Source organism: Sphingomonas melonis DAPP-PG 224, from assembly GCF_000379045.1.
Lineage (GTDB): Bacteria > Pseudomonadota > Alphaproteobacteria > Sphingomonadales > Sphingomonadaceae > Sphingomonas > Sphingomonas aquatilis.
Genome location: NZ_KB900605.1, coordinates 41,836 through 58,576, shown reverse-complemented (window position 1 = coordinate 58,576; position 16,741 = coordinate 41,836). Strand labels below are relative to the sequence as shown.

The 16,741-nt window shown below is 63.5% G+C and carries 13 protein-coding genes and 3 pseudogenes; 6 read left to right on the top strand and 10 right to left on the bottom strand.

Features of this window, described 5'->3' with window-relative positions; all coding sequences use genetic code 11:
- The first annotated feature begins 14 nt into the window (after window positions 1-14).
- Window positions 15-596: a PRC-barrel domain-containing protein gene (locus SPHME3_RS0100340; protein WP_017980849.1), complete on the top strand. Its 582-nt coding sequence runs from the start codon at window positions 15-17 to the stop codon at window positions 594-596.
- A gap of 759 nt (window positions 597-1,355) precedes the next feature.
- Here SPHME3_RS0100340 and SPHME3_RS21480 read toward each other — a convergent pair.
- From SPHME3_RS21480 to SPHME3_RS0100310, 4 genes are all read right to left on the bottom strand, one after another.
- Window positions 1,356-1,835 (bottom strand): hypothetical protein, encoded by a 480-nt coding sequence (locus tag SPHME3_RS21480; RefSeq protein ID WP_231376736.1) that lies wholly within the window; start codon window positions 1,833-1,835, stop codon window positions 1,356-1,358.
- 483 nt (window positions 1,836-2,318) lie between these two features.
- Entirely contained in the window at window positions 2,319-2,465 is a 147-nt protein-coding gene (locus tag SPHME3_RS20920) for a hypothetical protein (RefSeq protein WP_018250478.1), read from the bottom strand.
- Window positions 2,465-3,139, bottom strand: a complete 675-nt coding sequence (locus tag SPHME3_RS0100320) for a putative quinol monooxygenase (protein WP_010408781.1) — start codon at window positions 3,137-3,139, stop codon at window positions 2,465-2,467. Before SPHME3_RS0100320 ends, SPHME3_RS20920 begins: the two co-directional genes overlap by 1 nt.
- 365 nt (window positions 3,140-3,504) lie before the next feature.
- Window positions 3,505-4,680, bottom strand: coding sequence for a zinc-dependent alcohol dehydrogenase (locus SPHME3_RS0100310; protein ID WP_018250476.1), 1,176 nt, complete (start codon window positions 4,678-4,680; stop codon window positions 3,505-3,507).
- A 673-nt stretch (window positions 4,681-5,353) separates the two neighbouring features.
- On the opposite strand from SPHME3_RS0100310, the gene SPHME3_RS0100300 reads away from it, so the two are divergent.
- Window positions 5,354-7,522 (top strand): catalase, encoded by a 2,169-nt coding sequence (locus SPHME3_RS0100300; protein WP_018250473.1) that lies wholly within the window; start codon window positions 5,354-5,356, stop codon window positions 7,520-7,522.
- Window positions 7,523-7,617: 95 nt separating this feature from the next.
- Here SPHME3_RS0100300 and SPHME3_RS0100295 read toward each other — a convergent pair whose 3' ends face one another.
- Genes SPHME3_RS0100295 through SPHME3_RS20535 form a run of 4 tightly spaced genes read right to left on the bottom strand, consistent with a single transcriptional unit; the run spans window position 7,618 to window position 10,806 of the window.
- Complete coding sequence (locus SPHME3_RS0100295) at window positions 7,618-8,214, bottom strand: SAM-dependent methyltransferase (protein ID WP_018250472.1); 597 nt, start codon at window positions 8,212-8,214, stop codon at window positions 7,618-7,620.
- Entirely contained in the window at window positions 8,211-8,864 is a 654-nt protein-coding gene (locus SPHME3_RS20540; protein WP_081614850.1) for a PIG-L deacetylase family protein, read from the bottom strand. The genes SPHME3_RS0100295 and SPHME3_RS20540 overlap by 4 nt, the downstream gene beginning before the upstream one ends.
- A complete protein-coding gene (locus SPHME3_RS0100285) occupies window positions 8,861-9,847 on the bottom strand; it encodes an acyl-CoA dehydrogenase family protein (protein ID WP_018250470.1) in 987 nt (328 codons plus the stop codon). The genes SPHME3_RS20540 and SPHME3_RS0100285 overlap by 4 nt, the downstream gene beginning before the upstream one ends.
- Entirely contained in the window at window positions 9,844-10,806 is a 963-nt protein-coding gene (locus SPHME3_RS20535) for a glycosyltransferase (RefSeq protein WP_231376735.1), read from the bottom strand. Before SPHME3_RS20535 ends, SPHME3_RS0100285 begins: the two co-directional genes overlap by 4 nt.
- Window positions 10,807-11,054: 248 nt before the next feature.
- Between SPHME3_RS20535 and SPHME3_RS0100275 the strand changes: the two are divergent.
- The 4 genes and pseudogenes from SPHME3_RS0100275 to SPHME3_RS19915 all read left to right on the top strand — a co-directional run.
- A pseudogene (locus SPHME3_RS0100275) lies at window positions 11,055-11,180 on the top strand (hydroxyisourate hydrolase); the annotation flags it as partial.
- Window positions 11,181-11,300: 120 nt separating this feature from the next.
- Window positions 11,301-11,459 (top strand): annotated as a pseudogene (locus SPHME3_RS0100270) (IS3 family transposase); the annotation flags it as partial.
- Window positions 11,460-11,526: 67 nt separating this feature from the next.
- A complete protein-coding gene (locus tag SPHME3_RS0100265; protein WP_020493465.1) occupies window positions 11,527-12,555 on the top strand; it encodes an IS110 family RNA-guided transposase in 1,029 nt (342 codons plus the stop codon).
- A gap of 204 nt (window positions 12,556-12,759) precedes the next feature.
- Window positions 12,760-13,425 (top strand): annotated as a pseudogene (locus SPHME3_RS19915) (IS3 family transposase); the annotation flags it as partial.
- A 126-nt stretch (window positions 13,426-13,551) separates the two neighbouring features.
- On the opposite strand, the gene SPHME3_RS0100255 reads toward SPHME3_RS19915, so the two are convergent.
- Window positions 13,552-13,923, bottom strand: coding sequence for a response regulator (locus tag SPHME3_RS0100255; protein ID WP_018250464.1), 372 nt, complete (start codon window positions 13,921-13,923; stop codon window positions 13,552-13,554).
- Complete coding sequence (locus SPHME3_RS20440; RefSeq protein ID WP_018250463.1) at window positions 13,923-16,682, bottom strand: PAS domain S-box protein; 2,760 nt, start codon at window positions 16,680-16,682, stop codon at window positions 13,923-13,925. The genes SPHME3_RS0100255 and SPHME3_RS20440 overlap by 1 nt, the downstream gene beginning before the upstream one ends.
- Window positions 16,683-16,741 lie beyond the last annotated feature (59 nt).

The following is a 16,741-nucleotide window of genomic DNA, read 5'->3' as shown; positions in this document are numbered from 1 at the left end:
CGAGGGGTGGGACAATGATAAGTCTCGTCGGTTGGATCGCCACGATCGCGACGATGATCGCGGCGATGATGACGGCTTCCAACCTGGGCGCGCGCGTGACGGGCTGGGGCTTCGTGGTGTTCAGCATCAGCTCGGTTTGCTGGACCACATTGGGCTACGCCACAGGACAGACAGCCTTGGTTGCCACCAATGGATTCCTGATGCTGACGAACCTAGTTGGTATCTGGCGATGGTTGGGGCAGCAGACCAAATATGAGGATGGCGGCCGATCGGCCGAAACAGCCAGCCAAAGATCCGATACGCCGAACCTGTTCACCGCGACCGGCCTGATCGGCATGGCGGTTGATGACAAGAGCGGGATGAATCTGGGCCGGGTTGTCGAGGCCCTTATCGAATGTTCGACCGGCAGGATAAACTATGTGGTGATCTCGGACGAGCGATATGCCGGTCTTGAAGAGACATTGCGAGCGGTGCCGCTCGAATCCCTCAGGATCGGCTACACGCGCATGACGCTGTTGCTGGACGGCCCGAGCTTCCTGTCACAGCCCGGCCTCAAAAGTCGTGACTGGCCCGCCTTCGCTCCGATCAATCCCTAGCAAGCGATCGCTCACACCAATTGGAGCGCGCGATCATGATCTTGACCGGGGCCAAGAAAGCGCAGGATCAGGATACGGTGGGCTTCTGGCCGGTAGATGTAGGCGCTTGCAATCGTAGCGGCGTCTGCTCGCAAACAGCCGGTTTTTCTGCTCACGCTCTCTGCCACTGGCAGGTGGCATCCTGCTCGAATTATCTGCCAATGTGCTCGCCATCATCCGGCGCTGCTTGCAAACGGGGCGTCGTGCTCACGCTTCCTGCCAATGGGTTCTCCAAACCCGTCGCCGGCAGCCGCTTTTGCGAAGAAGGTTTTCAGAACAGTTTTGACAAGCAGCAGGCCGCAGAAATGCGTTGCGGTCATGGCCCGCCGGCAAGGTCGTCAGAAAGGAAGGTTTTCGCGAACAGAGGACGGCGCATAGAATGGGCACAGATATACGTTTATGACCGAACCCGTCGAACTGCGCTGGCCGCGATCGTCCCGTTTGGGATCAATGGTCGGGATAGGATTCTCTTCATGCCCCAGCCGGTATAAAGGAACCGCCCCGATCGTAGCGGCTGCGTCGTTATCCCGCCTACCCAACCCGTGGGCTCGACCTTCGGCCCAGCCGGGCCCGCCTCAACGTGGCCCGTCGACTGCGATGACCGCGGCGTCGTCTAGCTGGAACCGGCCAAAGTCGTCGTCGCCCCATAACGAACGCTCCAGCCGGCCGACAAGCCGGATCGGCTTCCCGGTCGGCATTGACCCATAAGGCAGCGAGTATTCATGGTTTTGCGTCGAGGGAGCCGATCATAGGCAGGAATACGGCACAACCCGTTTCCTTGCAGGAAAGATCAAGCACCAGGTTCTTCCCCGATCCGTCGTTCCGCCCAGCAAACGTCCACAGAAGGCTGCGGCGCTCGGGATAGTTCGGGTCGGCGACACGGTAGGAAGCTACGCCTGCGGGGCGGCCGTCGAGCGTGAGCTGATCCGCTTTGTAGTTGGTCCCGGAGCTCGCGATCGGCAGCGCCGATCCTCGGCCTGTCACTGTGAACATGCCTTCGTAGCCCGGCCCGCGCAGCAGGAACACCGGATCGTCTACCGGGTCCTTTCCCGCCTTCAGAGTCGCATCTGATGGAATGGCGACCGTGCAGCACGAAGGGATCCCGACCGACTTCCAGCCGGCCGGGACCTCGGGTTGCGGTGCGTTCGGCGAGCAGGACACTAGCAGCAATCCCGCTACCGACCACACCGCGACCCTCATATCACCGCACTCCGTAGGCGTTGCGAAGCGCTGTCGTCTCCGTCGAGCACGGGGTGCGACGCACCACGCCCGCCGGCTGACTATAGTGCATGACGCACGCCGTGTTGTTGGCTTCTGAAGCGCGTCAGCCCTGAGCGCTACGGCTCCCTATTGGGGCGATCGAGCTTCGCCCAAATTGCGGGTGCCCGCAGCTTGGAGAAGGATCTTGCGACCAAGCACCTAGTCGCCCTCTACACCGCTTGTGGCGGTAGAGAGCGCTTTTCCGATCAGCACGTCCGTGAGCGGACGGAACTGACCATACCCGATGTTCAATGGTTTGCCGCTAACGACAATCGACCCCAGGGAGCTGTGCATCCCTCAAATCCACGGTTCACTACCCGCTCTGCTGAGGCCTTGGCGGGCGATTTTACATTGGAGGATCTGGGCTTCATCTTCGTTCCTTCGTCACTACGACGAAGCCCAGATCCTCCTTAAATCACAACCTCAAATCTGTGCCATTGGTGCTGACGGCGGACACGCGACCTTGGTGAGCTTCGAATCCGTGCCCGCGGACTTGAACGCGAACGCGGCCCCGGCTGCCGCGGTGCTGGCGACGGCCGCTCCAACGAGCACCTTCTGCTTCGTGTCCATCAGACTGTCCCTCTCTCAAGGGGCCGCGCGACCGACGTGTTCCTGCTCGTCCTCTCCTCATCACCAGCGGATGCAATCTTGAACGCCAAGATTTGTGCGCGGTGGATCTGGGGAGGCTCGGCGAACAGCGAAGCAGCGCTTCCGGATAGCGCCGTGCCGATTTCGCCCGACAGATGCGTCTCGCGCCCTGCCTCGTCGGCGAAGGTATCGAGGATGGCGAACCGAGTCTTTCCGAGACGCAGAGCGTACCACGACAGGGTGCCAGGCTCCCGCTCCACGGCCGATCGGGCTCCTTGGAGGAAGCGGGCAACCTCTTCCTCCGCACCGTCCCGTGCTTCAAGCGGAACATGCAGGGCCAAGCGCGGCAGGGCGTCCGCCGCCGGCACCTTGAGGGCGAGGATGTCGGCCGGCTCGATCTCCGGCAATCCGTTGAGGATGGTGAAGGTCTTCACGACCAGCGCCCGGCCGACCGTGCCGAACAGATGCTTCAGCCGGCCGGCATTGCCGGGGAAGGTATCGAAGATGGCGAAGTCGGCGGGGCCAAAGCGCAGCGCGTACCAGTGCCGCGTGTCCTGCTCATGCTCGACCGGCTCCAGCGCACCCCGGAGGAATTCAGCGGCATCTTCCTGGTGGGTCGGCCCGGCTTCAATGCCTACGAACAGTGCCTTGTGCATCTTTTCTCTCCTTGTTCCGATGGTAGCGCCTCGAGCTCCACGGAAGGCGTCCTGGGCCTAAATCATGGGAAGTTCGCGCGGCCGGGCGCCGACAGCCCGTTCGGCCAGGGCGACTTCCCCGGCCCGCGCACCCCTGGCGGGCGCGTGCTGGAGGAGATCGCGGCCAGCCACGGCACGACCGCACGCCAAGTGGCGCTTCGCTTCCTGGTGCGTCGGCCATCGCTGTTCGCTATGGTCAACGAGTCCTGACCCTAGGTCTGCCGACATACTTGGTCGCAAGCTGATCGACACCGCCGCTACACGTGCTCCAAAGCGGCGGTGTCGATCGGCATCGATAAGCGTCCTGTTCCCGGTTATTCCGCCAATCAACCGTGCGGGCGCATAACAACCTTGATCACACCTTCTTCCTTGTCGCGGAATTTAGCGTACATTTCTGGCGCGTCTTCAAGACTGGCCGGGTGGGTGATCACGAAGCTGGGGTCGATCGCGCCCGCGACGATTTTTTCCAGCAACGGTCTAGTATAGCGCTGCACGTGGGTTTGGCCGAGCTTGATCGTTAGTCCTTTGTTCATCGCTGCACCGATCGGAAGCTTGTCACCCATCCCGACGTAGACGCCGGGCACGGAGACCGTGCCGCCCTTGCGGCAGCTCATGATCGCCTGCCGCAGGACGTGGACGCGATCAGTGGCGAGCATCATGCTTGCCTTCACCTTGTCCATGACCGCGTTCGCCGCCCCGTGCGCGGCCGCCTCGCAGCCGACAGCATCGATGCAGCTGTCGGGGCCCCGGCCCTTGGTTCGCGCCTGCAGCTCGTCGTAGACATCGGTTTCGGCGAAGTTAATCGTCTCAGCGCCACCGGCCTCCGCCATGGCGAGTCGCTCGGGCACCTCGTCGATCGCGATCACGCGGCCGGCGCCCATCATCAGCGCGGAGCGGATGGCGAACTGGCCGACCGGACCGCAGCCCCAGATCGCGACGGTGTCGCCATGCTCGATCTGCGCATTCTCGGCGGCCATGTAGCCGGTCGGGAAGATATCCGATAGGAAGAGGGCCTGCTCGTCGGTAACGTTGTCGGGAATCTTGATCGGACCGACATCCGCCATCGGCACGCGGAGATACTCCGCCTGACCGCCGCAGTAGCCGCCCAGCATGTGGCTGAAGCCGAACAGCCCGGCGGGCGAATGGCCCATCGCCTTGGCGGCCATCTCGGCGTTCGGATTGGTCCGATCGCAGGCCGCAAACAGACCCTTCTTGCAGAACCAGCAATCGCCGCAGCTGATCGTGAACGGCACCACCACCCGGTCCCCGATCTTGAGGTTGGTGACCTCGGACCCGAGCGCCACGACCTCGCCCATGTTCTCGTGGCCGAGGATGTCGCCGGCCTCCATGGTGGGCTGGTAGCCATCCAGCAGGTGAAGGTCCGACCCGCAGATCGCGCAGGCGGTTACTTTGATGATCGCATCGCGCGGGTGCTTGATCTCGGGATCCGCAACGGTGTCGACGCGGACATCGCCTTTACCGTGCCAGCATAGTGCGCGCATGTCGTTTCCTCATCTGAGTGCATGTCCCTGTCGTCAGGGCCATGTCTATGACGCTCAACGCCTTGAGCCGCGGCATGGGTCCCTGTCCATTTGATTCGTTTACATCAACGAGCGGCCGTAAAACGGCCGTACGGCCAGCGGGTTGAACGCAGACGGCATGCCCGGCTTGAAAGCCAGCAAGATAATGAAGTGGGTCGCCCAGGCCGTGCAGCCGGCCGACACGATGGTGATAGGTTCTCACAGGCTGCGCGTCTTCCGCCCTGAGCGTATGGCATGGTCGGCCAGGGCAAAGGACGCATAGATTCCGCAGAGGCAAACCAGGCCGGCGAGCAGCACCAACCACAGATCGTGGTCGTGCCGGACGCAGTCGAAAACCTGTACGACCTGGGAGTACATCATGCTCGGCTAACGGCAAGGCGTTAAGACATCTCCAACCGGCTCATATCGGCTTTCCCTGGCTGTGATCCAGGACCAAGGAAGCCGCAGTCGGGTTCCGCGCAGCCATGAACACTTACGTTGCCGAGCCCGCGCCTGTCGTCCGAACCGGCGACCATGCTCGACTGACATAACTTGATTTCGGTCCTCCGGGTCGGTTCCCAGTCGCTACAAAGATTTATGCCTCGCATCGCCGTGGCGCTGGTGGCATTAAGGGCATGATCGGAGGATTACGTCCATGGCACGCAAGAGCATCAAAAGCGACGCGGTGAAACTCAAGGGCGAGACGGCCAAGAAGGCACCGCCGCTGCCGGCGGGTGCCGACCAGCCGACGAACTATGCCGAGCAGCAGGGCCATGGCGGCGAAACCCGCCAGACGACCTCGGACGCGGCACTTACCATGACCACGCAGCAGGGCATCCCGATCGCGGACGCCCAGAACAGTCTCAAGGCGGGTCTGCGGGGCCCCACGCTGCTCGAGGACTTCATCCTCCGCGAAAAGATCTTCCATTTCGATCACGAGCGCATCCCGGAGCGCGTCGTCCACGCACGCGGCTATGGCGCGCACGGCGTGTTCGAGCTGACCGACAGTCTGGCCGACTACACCCGCGCCGACGTGCTGAGCACGGTCGGGCAGCAGACGGAGGTGTTCGTCCGCTTCTCAACGGTAGCGGGCAACAAGGGCTCGCGCGATCTGGCGCGCGACGTGCGCGGCTTCGCCGTCAAGATGTACACGAAGCAGGGCAACTGGGACATCGTCGGCAACAACATCCCGGTGTTCTTCATCCAGGATGCCATCAAGTTCCCCGATCTGGTCCATGCGGCTAAGCAGGAGCCCGACCGGGCGTTCCCCCAGGCGCAAACCGCACACGACAATTTCTGGGATTTCGCCAGCCTCACCCCGGAAGCCTGGCACATGATCATGTGGATCATGTCCGATCGCACGATCCCCCGCTCCTTCCGCACGATGGAGGGCTTCGGCGTCCACAGCTTCCGCCTGGTGAACGCGGAAGGCAGGTCGACCTTCGTCAAGTTCCACTGGAAGCCGCGCCAGGGGCTCCAGTCGGTGCTGTGGAACGAAGCGGTCAAGATCAGCGGCGCCGATCCCGACTATCATCGCCGCGATCTCTGGGAGGCGATCGAGAGCGGTGACTTCCCGCAATGGGATCTCGGCGTCCAGCTGTTCGATCAGGAAACCGCCGACAAGCTTCCCTTCGACCATCTCGACTCGACCAAGCTCATCCCCGAGGAGGACGTGCCGGTCCGCATCGTCGGTACGCTCACGCTTAATCGCAACGTCGACAACTTCTTCGCCGAAACCGAGCAGGTCGCCTACTGCACGCAGAACATCGTGCCGGGCATCGACTTCAGTGACGACCCGCTGCTGCACGGCCGCAACTTCTCCTATCTCGATACCCAGCTGAAGCGGCTCGGCAGCCCGAACTTCACCCACCTGCCGATCAATGCCCCGCGCTGTCCGGTGATGAACTTCCAGCAGGACGGCCACATGGCGATGCGCAATCCGAAGGGGCGCGTGAACTATGAGCCGAACAGCTGGGGCGCGGAAGGCGGTCCGCGCGAGAACGCGGAGATCGGCTTCACCAGCTTCCCCGCCGAGGTTCAGGGGACTAAGCAGCGGGTTCGGTCCGAAACCTTTGCCGATCATTACAGCCAGGCGCGGCAGTTCTATCTCAGCCAGCAGCCGATCGAGCAGAAGCACATCGGCGACGCGCTGGTGTTCGAGCTGTCGAAGGTAGATCGTGTCGACATCCGGGCCCGGGCGGTCAGCCACCTGCGCAACATCGACGAGGATCTCGCCGCTACCGTCGCGGACGGGCTCGGCCTTGACCTGCCGGACGCCGCCAAGGCGGCCAAGCCGACGCTAGACCTGCCGACATCGTCGGCGCTCTCGATCGTCGCCAACGGCCCGGCGAATTTCGCCGGGCGAAAGATGGGCCTGCTGCTGACCGATGGGTCGAGCGCCGAGCTGTTCAATGCGCTGACGAAGGCGCTGGAAGCCGAAGGCGCGGTCTGGGAGGTGGTCGCGCCGAAGATCGGCGGGGTCACGCTCGACGACGGCACCAAGGTCGCGGCCAAGCAGAAGATCGACGGCGGACCTTCGGTCCTGTTCGATGCCGTCGCGGTGCTCCCGTCCGAGGAGGGGGTTGCGATGCTCGCCAAGGATGCGGCCTCCAAGGACTTCGTGGCGGACGCGTTCGGCCACTGCAAGTTCATCGGCTACACCGATGCAGCCGCCACGTTGTTCGACGCTTCTCGGGTGCCGGAGCTTGACGATGGCTTCGTAGCCCTAAGCAAGAGCAAGGACGTCAAGGCGTTCGTCACGACCTGTCGTGACCTCAGGTTCTGGGCTCGGGAGATGAAGGTCGATCTCGACGCGGCGGCCTGACGACCCTGGCGGGAGCGGCAGGTGGACGTCCTGCCGCTCCACTTAACGGCAAGCCTCATATCGCACGGACGTGGGACGTGCTGCCTCGCTCGCGTTCAAGGGGATCGGGGCACACCGTCGGCGCGGGCCGCGGTGACGACCCAGCGGCGGGTGCGGCGCACGGTGCGAACCGTCCAACGACGCCCGGTCTCTGCGAGGAACCGGGCGTGGATTCCTGCCGCGTGCTGGGCGAAGTCGTAGTAGTCGATCCTGTGGTGCGCGAGCACGATGGTGCCGTCTCCCCGCAGGCGAGCGGCCATCTCACGCGCAACCCGGGCCATCTCTCGCGCTGAGAGGTAATACAGGATCTCGGCGATCACGATCACGTCATAGACGAGACGTGGCGGTCGACCGGGGAGCACGAGCAGCGATGCGCACGCACGAGGCCAGGCCGCGACGGCGCGTGCCGTCAGGTCGACCCCCTCCCTCGTGCCCTCGGTCGCATCGAGGCACAACGCCATCCTCGCGATCGCGGCACTGTTGGATCCGTTGCCGCTGGCCAGCTCCAGCACCCGTCCGACCGGTCGGTCACCTATTGCGTGCAGGATCGCGGTACGCTTCACCGCCTCGTCACGGGCGGTGAAGGTGCGCCAGGGATCGTCGTCGCCGGCGAACTTGGCGGCGAACCCCGCAAGATCGATCGGGTTCGTCACCTCGAACCCGGCCGGTAGCGCTCGACCGGACGAGCAAAGGCCGCAAGCTCGTGTCTCGCGATCGTGAAGCCTGCTGGATCATCGGAAACGGCGCCGAGCTGCGTCCGGTAGACGCGGATCAGCGACCGCTTAACCGGAACTCCTCCAGGCACAGCGATGCGCCATGTCGGTCCGGACCGGTCCGGGCGAGGCGGCCACACGCGGTAGGTCAGCCGACCGGCGCCACCCGGACACCGGGCGACGGCCGCGGCTACGGCGCGGTGATCGGGATGGTCGTCATTGCAGGCCGGTCCGACGATGAGATCGAGATCCCGGCATCGTGCGACCTGGCGGCGCAGCGCGCGATAACAGCGCCCCGGGATCGAGGGCAACTGGCCATCGGGCAAATTGAGGAACGAGACGTCGCCAGCAACGATGCCGAGACGACGTAGCGCATGAAGGCTCTCACGCTGGCGAGCCGCAACCAGTCGCGCTCTCGGCCATTGTCGGCTGCCCCGGTGAGACGCGGCACCATCGGTCACGACCGCAACCCGGACCCGAGCTCCATGGCGGCGAAGCCGCGCAATGAGGCCTGCTGCGCCGATGACCTCGTCATCCGGGTGCGGGGCGATCACCAGCGCGACACGCACGTTTCGCAGCGCGATCTTCACAGGATGGGGTCGAGGATGTGCTCGGCGACAGCTTGGCCGACGCGAAGGCGATGCGCATCGGGCGCAGGCTGGCGCAGGTACACCATGAGATCGGCGATCTTTGCCGCCAGCGGATGCGACAGGAACAATCCCTGCAGCCCCACCGCCTCCTGCGCGATCGTGAGGGCGCGCTCGGCAGAGCCGGCGATCGATAGCCGCGCAGCGGACACCCGGGCGAGGCGTTCCGCATCCGTCCCGCTGAACCAGGCGCCCGCCGTGTCGCGGATGCTCGCCGCTGCACCCTGGGCAAGCAGGAACAGGTCGGCGAGGCGCGATGCCTGGAACGGATCGGAAGCGCGCTCGTGGGTGGTCAGGTGGTCACGCACTGCATCGAGCAGGCCGGCGATGCCGCCGGCATGAACCGCGGCGAAGCGCAGCGCGCCTCCGCTGAAGAACGGCTCCCGCGCATAGCTGCCGGGCTCGCCGATACGGCCGTCTTCACCGATCACAGAGCCGGACCAGCGCACCAGATGTGTCTCCGAGCGCTGCATGCCGATCGTCTGCCACCACTCCCGATCGATGGCAGGCGGATCGGCCTCGAGGTCGAGCAGGAGCAGCTGCGGTCCGCGTTCGCTATCCGCGGTTACCAGCGCGTGAGTCAGTATCCCCGCCCCCGATGCATAGCCCTTGCCGCCGGTCAGCCGTCCGCCGGTAAGCACCAGCGGCTCACCCGGCAGGCCCGCATTCCAAACACCCAACGTCGCTCCCGCAGCGATGCGCGCCCGCAACGCAGCGACCTGGGACGACGTGCCGTATCGAAACACGATCTGCACCGCATCGACATGCCCCTCAAGCAGGCGCCCGATGGGGAGATCCCGGCGTCCCGCAGCGTAAAGAGGGCGGAGCAGGTCCAAATATGCCTTGGGCGTCGTCGGATCGCCGGCGGGATCGGTCGCCCACCCCGCCGCGACGATCCCATGACGCAGAGCTCCGGCCGTCGTCATACCGCCTGCTCGCAAAGCTGGTTCTCGAGCGTTGCCAGGGCATGCTCGGCCTCGACGAGGGTGACGTCGGGTATATCGGGCAGTGCCGGCACGACACGCATGGCGAACGCCTCTGCGTTGGGGCAGTCGCGCGCGACGCCGATCACATGGTCACCGGTCAATCCGATACGATCGCCGAAGCGAGCTGCGACAAAGGAGTCGGGGAGCCCGGCCCAGATGCGGCGCGCCTCCGCCTGCTGTCGGTATTGCCATGCCGCCCCTCGCGGATGCGGCATTGAGGGTGCCCCATGATGGTCGATGGCACTGAGCGCAGCGGCCATGCCGCCCGGCGCCCGGCCGAGCCGCCGTGAGGAGGTCGCAACCACCATGCCGGGATCGCGGCGCACGCGCAACCCGGCGCGCCCGGCATCGTCGAGCAGGGCGGCGTCCTCGCCGCATGGCACCGGCTGGAAGCCGCCCAGCGCCTGATAGGCTCCGGGTCGGAAGGCCATGTTGGCGCCTCCTGAGCAGTGGGAGCCGGTCGGACTGTCCCACGGAACGGGGTCGACCGATCGTCGGTAGGCGTGAAGCCGATCGAGGTAGCGCTCGACCCTCCCCTGCACCGGATCCCGCTCCGCTGCGATCCGGACGATTCGCCCGGCGACAAGGTCGGCCGAGGCCAGGCCCTGCAGTGCCGCCCTGACCCAATCGGCACGGGGCTGGCTGTCGGCGTCGGTCGTCAGGAGAATACCGTGGGGCGTGCTCGCCGCATGATGCAGGCCGAGGGCGATGGCGGCCCGGCGTGCACGACCGGCATTGGCATCAGGGGACGGGTCTCCCTGAGCCACCGTGAACGGAAGGGCCATGCGACCAGCATGCTCGAGTATTACCTGCTCGCTCGCATCCGAGCAATTATCAAGGAGGAAGAACACGGCAGCCTCGACGTCGCCCAGGTCCAGTCGCTCGATCGCCTCCAGCAACTTCGGTAACGCAGTCTCCTCGTTGCGGACCGGAACACAGATCGCAGCTGACACAGGTCGCAACGGCACCCCCACCATCGGTTTCGCAGGACCGGCGACCCTGCCTTGCAGGACTGTAGGTGATAAACGCCGGTTTCGATAGCTGCTCGCGGTGATGCAAGATGCCAGATCGTCATGCAGGACTATAGGTTTGCCCGGTTTCAACCGAGATATCGGCGTCGGGTAGGTAGCCGTCGAAGTTCGCGCCGCGCACCTACAAGCTGCTGTTCGACATGGCAGGCTACCCGGATGCGAAGGCGGTGCCATTCTTCCCCGAGATCGATCCCGTGTTCCGCGTCACCGACCCTGCCGCGCACTACCATGTGCCGGTCTGAGCTGCCCCCTTCTGAGTGGTCCATCGACTATTACAGTCTGGACCAAGGAAGGGACGACGAATGCCTGCGAAGAAGCACAAGCCCGAGGAGATTATCGGGAAGCTACGTGAGGTTGAGATCATGCTGGGTCAGCACCGGTCGACGCAGCGCAAGGTGCCGTTCGGGGCAGATGACGAAGAGGCGCTGACCGAGGATATCATCGCCCTTGCCAGGCAGTACGGGCGCTACGGCTATCGCCGGGTGACGGCGCTGCTGCATGCGGCGGGTTGGTCGGTGAACCACATGGCGTAATCAGGAGCGGTGCTCGTTGGGATAGCCTGTCGTCCCCTGAAGAGGAGGACGGAAGATGACCTGCTATGTTGGCCTAGATGTGTCGATGAAGGAGACCGCGATCTGCGTCGTGGACGAAACGGGCGATCGCATATGGGACGGTAAGTCGCGAACGGACCCGGACGCTATTGCGGCCGTGCTGGCGCGGAGGGCCGCAGGAGCCGTGAGGATCGGTATCGAGACGGGCCCGATGACCGTGTGGTTGTGGCACGCATTGACCGAGCGAGAGCTGCCGGTGGTGTGTCTTCATGCCAGGCATGCTGCGGCAGCGCTGAAGCTGCAGATGAACAAGACGGACCGCAACGACGCGTTTGGGTTGGCACGGCTGGTCCGCTCGGGCTGGTACCGGCCGGTCGCTGTTCGCTCGATGGATACGCACCGGTTGCGTGCGCTCCTGATCACGCGAGACCAGCTGGTCGGCATGAGCACCGCGCTCATCAACAAGATACGCGGCCTGGCGAAGACTTTCGGCATTCTGGTCGGACCCGGGAAGGGTGGCACCTTCGAACGTCAGGTCCGGGCAACGCTGCCGGACGATCCGGTGGTCGCCGCACTGTTCGAGAGCCTACTGGCGATGCTGAGCACATTGCGGGAGCAACAGCTTGCCATTGCCAAGCAGCTCGCCCGGGTTGCCCGGCAAAGCGGCGCCTGCCGCTTGATGATGACGATGCCCGGCGTCGGACCGCTGACGGCCGTCAGCTTCATGACCACCATCGAGGATCCTCACCGGTTCCGACGCTCGCAGGATGTCGGCGCCTATCTCGGTCTCACTCCGCGTCGCTACCAGTCGGGCGAGGTCGACATCAACGGCCGCATCTCCAAGTGCGGAGATCGTCTCACCCGCAAGCTGCTGTTCGAAGCGGCCAATGTCATGCTGTCGCGGACCTCGCAGGCGTCGGCGCTGAAGGACTGGGCTGCCGCCATCGGCCGGAGATCGGGCTTCTGGAAGGCGCGCGTTGCGCTGGCCCGCAAGCTGGCGGTGATCCTCCACCGGATGTGGATCGACGGGCGAGGCTTTGACCCAAAGGTGACTGCCATGGCCTGATATCTGCTTTCCGAGCTGCCGCCCCGCCAGGGTGCGGCCACGGCCATCTCGTGACCCGCTTCGTGACCATCTGGAACACGGGAACCACATCGAGAGGCCGGCGATCTGGCGCCATGCTGAGGCTGGACCCGTCCTGACCTCGAAGACGACAACGATGCGCAAAAGAAGATCGACTACGAGCACCTTGGCAAACGGCTTGACCGATTAGACGATAAACGGGTGGAACGGATCTGGCGACGCGAGGGGCTGAAGGTGCCGCAGCGCCAGCCGAAACGCGGCCGGTTATGGCTGAACGATGGCTCGTGCATCCGGTTGCGGCCGGAGTATCCGGGGCATGTCTGGGCTTACGACTTCGTCGAGGAACGCACCCATGACGGACGCAAGTTCCGCATCCTTACCATTATCGACGAGGCGAGCAGGGAGTGCCTGGCACTCGTCGTCGCGCGCCAGCTCAAACACGAAGACGTACTGGCAGCGCTGGCCGAGTTGTTCATCGAGCGTGGTCCGCCCGCGCATATCAGGTCGGACAATGGCAGCGAGTTCATCGCCGCCGCCGTCCAGACCTGGCTCAGGCAGATCGGCGTGAAGACGCTCTACATCGCCCCGGGCTCGCCATGGGAGAACGGCTACAACGAGAGCTTCAACGGCTCGCTGCGGGATGAGCTGCTGAACGGCGAGATCTTCTACACCCTCGCTGAAGCCAGGGTGCTGATCGAGGCGTGGCGGCGTCACTACAACACTGTCCGACCGCACAGCAGCCTCGGCTATCGACCACCCGCCCCGGAAGCGGCGACACCGCCATTGCCGGCCTCCGGTTCCGCTTCGCTCCACCTCCGACCGGCAATGGCGGCGGAGACGACAATGCACTAACTATCAACCCGGACCACCCGGTGGGGGCTGCTCATAATCACCACTCCTCGGCGGTCACCCCCTTTCCCTCAAACGATGGTATTCCGGGATAGGAGCGTTCTCCCAGGTACCCCTCGCCTGCGGAAATCAGGAACTAAGCCGATCAATCTCTGACAGCACGTATCGAGGGTCAAAAGGTTTGGCGACGAAGAAAGAGTGTTCCGGCAGGTCAGCTTGTGAAGGACGGACGTTACCGGAGACAACCGCGATCAGCATTGGCGGGTACCTATCACGAACGTAGCGTGCAAGTCGCAGACCATCCATCGATCCCTTCATCTGGATGTCTGTCAGGACAATTCCAATCTCGGGATGATCGGCTATGATCTTGATCGCTTCGTCGCCGTCCTCAGCTTCAAACGCAATAAAACCACGGTCGCTGAAAAAATCCATCAGATCGTGACGTATAAACACCTCATCTTCAACGATGAGGATTGCCCGTGGCGGAATTGCCTGACCCATTACGCGGTTACCAATTCGCCTGCACCGACTAACGGCGCTTTGATCCGAAATTCGACACCTTCAGGCGGGTAGCTCAACACCGTCTCGCCCCTGAAGTACGATCGCAGCGAACGTTCGATTAGCCGCGTTCCAAAGCCCCTGCGTGTGGGGGGCGAGACGGTCGGACCGTCGCGCTCCTGCCATAGCAAGGTGAACTCTGGGTTTGCGTCATATCCACTCACCTCCCACGTCAACGTCACGGTGCCGGTATGGTTGCTCAGGGCACCGTATTTCAGCGCGTTGGTGACCAGCTCGTGGATTGCGAGCGTGAGGGCGAGTGCCGACTGCGGATTGAGACGCACCGCGGGGCCATTGATCGCGATCCGGTCCCGCTTATCGGCAACGGCCGCCAAGCCGGCTTCCAAGACCGTATCAAGGTCCGACGCTTCCCACGATGTCGCGGTCAGCACATCCGTCGCCCGGCCCAAGGATGCCAGACGTGATGAGAAGGCAGCAGAGGCATCCTCCAGTGTCACCGCATCACGCAGCGTCTGGTTGGCAATCGACTGGATGATGGACAAGACGTTTTTCAATCGATGGCTCAATTCGCCATTGAGCAGGAGCTGCTGCTCACGCGCCTCCTGCAAAGTCGTGTGATCACGCGATACGGACAGGATGCGCACCACCTCGCCGTTCTCGCCGAAGATGGGCGAAACCGACACCGACCAGAATTTCGGGGTGCCCAGGAATGTGTCAGCTGCGATCTCGAAATGGGCCGATCGACCCGCTCTTGCCGCTGCAAGCGCCTCTTTGCCCAGACCAACGCCGTCATTCTTCAGAAAACTCGGCCAGAAGCAGCCTTTGACCGCGTTGAAGTCGCTGATCTCCATCACCTTCATGCCGCCATCGCTCATGAAGGTGAGATCGCCGTTAAGGTCGAGCACCTTGATACAATCGGTCGAGGCAGCAAGAACGCTGCGCATAAAGCTTTCGCTTTCGCGCAGGTCCTGTTCTGCCCGGCGGCGCTCAATCGCAACCCGGATACGACTGGCCGCCTCTGCGACGAATGCCACCTGCTGCGTCGTCCATTGGCGCGGAACGTTATCGTTCACGAAGAAGATCGCGACGGTTCGACCATTCCCCACCACCGGAAGATTGATCATCGTTCGAACGGCGAGGCTTTCGAAAATGTCCGCTCGAGGCGATGTTCGTGGATCATACCGCACATCGGGAATGACGACGGGACGACCAGCCCGGAGGTCGATAGCGTAGTCACCATAATCATCGACGCGGTACTGACCGACAAGCCGGGGACAGCCATCCGCCGTCCAGTGCTCCGGCACGGTAATCATTTCCCCGTCTGCATCCAGCGTACCGTACCCAGCCCGAACCACGCCGAGCGTCTTGGCCACGATCTCCGTCGCCTGATCGATCGCATGTTCCATATCGGATGACTCCGACAGAACGTGCCCGATGTCGGTGAGCGCCTCGCGCTTTTTCTCGGCGCGGATGCGATCCGTCACTTCGAGGAAAATGACGGTGAACCGATCCTCCCCAATGGGTTGGCACACCCCGTCATACCAACGATCCAGCCCTCCGAACTGACGGGTAAAGCGCTTGGCTTCGCCGGTATCGACAACCTCGGCGAACTCGTTGACCCATACGTCCTCAATTCCCGGGAAGAGGTCGCGCATCGTCTTTCCGATCGCCGTGCCCCGCTCGATACCCACCAGGCTATACCAGGCGTCGTTCACTTCCTCATACCGCCAGTCGCAGATCCTGCCGTCTGCATCGCGCACGACTCTGGCGAGGATGAAACCCTCTTCGAGCGTCTTGAACAGGGTGCGCCATTTCTCCTCATTGGCCTGCAACCTGCCGGTGGCGCGGGCTTCCACCTCCCGCAGGGCTTCGCTCGCGGCATGCGCTTCGGTGCGATCACGCAGCACCTTCACATAGCCGACATGTTGGCCGTGCTGGTCCATCAATGGGGACGTCACATCGACGGCCAGTATGCGTCTCCCGTCTTTGCGAACCATCCAATGCTCAACAGACGCTCGGCCTTCGTCGTGAGCTTGCGCCAGATCCAATGCCAGCCTGCCGGCGCTGATATCTACGTCGGTGAACAGGATCGAAGCGCTCTTTCCAATCACTTCGTCCCTTGACCAGCCAAGCACGTTCTTCGCGCCGGAAGTCCATTCAACGATATGGCCATCGAGATCGGTCGTGACGATCGCGAAATCCTGAGCGCTGTCCATGATGGCGCGCTGCCGCGCCTCGGATGCGGCGACCTGCCGTGCCGCAAGACGTTGTTCGAGTTGCGCCATGACCTGTCGAGCCAGGACGCGGATCGAGCGTATCTGTACGTCCGACAATTGCCTCGGCTGGTAGTCGAGCACACACAGCGTCCCGATTGGAAGTCCGTCGTCCGTCTTTAGCAGTGCACCGGCATAGAAGCGGATGTGAGGCTCGCCGGTAACCAGGGGGTTGCACGCAAACCGCGGATCGGCCGTCGCGTCGGGAACAAGGAGGAAATCCTGCTCCAAAAGCGCGTGCGCGCAGAACGACGTATCCAGCGGCGTTTCGCGAACCCCCAGACCCACCTCTGCCTTAAAGAACTGGCGGCACTCCCCGATCAGATTCACGACCCCGATCGGCGCCTCGCAAATCGCGGCGACCAGCTCGGCCAGCTCGTCGAAAGCCGACTCTCGCGGGGTGTCCATTACCTCGAATTTTGCGAGCGCCGCCAAACGCCGCTGCTCACGCGCTCCAAGATCAGTCATTGTTTACCACGATTTGCCCTTCCGCGGCACGCTAGCATCCAGATCGGCGCCTCGCCACT

Bases quoted from the DNA above. Each gene is read 5' to 3' on its own strand.
- SPHME3_RS20440 (WP_018250463.1), bottom strand. From the start codon at position 16,682: ATGACTGATCTTGGAGCGCGTGAGCAGCGGCGTTTGGCGGCGCTCGCA.
- SPHME3_RS0100255 (WP_018250464.1), bottom strand. From the start codon at position 13,923: ATGGGTCAGGCAATTCCGCCACGGGCAATCCTCATCGTTGAAGATGAG.
- SPHME3_RS0100285 (WP_018250470.1), bottom strand. From the start codon at position 9,847: ATGACGACGGCCGGAGCTCTGCGTCATGGGATCGTCGCGGCGGGGTGG.
- SPHME3_RS20920 (WP_018250478.1), bottom strand. From the start codon at position 2,465: ATGGACACGAAGCAGAAGGTGCTCGTTGGAGCGGCCGTCGCCAGCACC.
- SPHME3_RS0100340 (WP_017980849.1), top strand. From the start codon at position 15: ATGATAAGTCTCGTCGGTTGGATCGCCACGATCGCGACGATGATCGCG.
- SPHME3_RS21480 (WP_231376736.1), bottom strand. From the start codon at position 1,835: ATGAGGGTCGCGGTGTGGTCGGTAGCGGGATTGCTGCTAGTGTCCTGC.
- SPHME3_RS0100300 (WP_018250473.1), top strand. From the start codon at position 5,354: ATGGCACGCAAGAGCATCAAAAGCGACGCGGTGAAACTCAAGGGCGAG.
- SPHME3_RS0100310 (WP_018250476.1), bottom strand. From the start codon at position 4,680: ATGCGCGCACTATGCTGGCACGGTAAAGGCGATGTCCGCGTCGACACC.
- SPHME3_RS0100265 (WP_020493465.1), top strand. From the start codon at position 11,527: ATGACCTGCTATGTTGGCCTAGATGTGTCGATGAAGGAGACCGCGATC.
- SPHME3_RS0100320 (WP_010408781.1), bottom strand. From the start codon at position 3,139: ATGCACAAGGCACTGTTCGTAGGCATTGAAGCCGGGCCGACCCACCAG.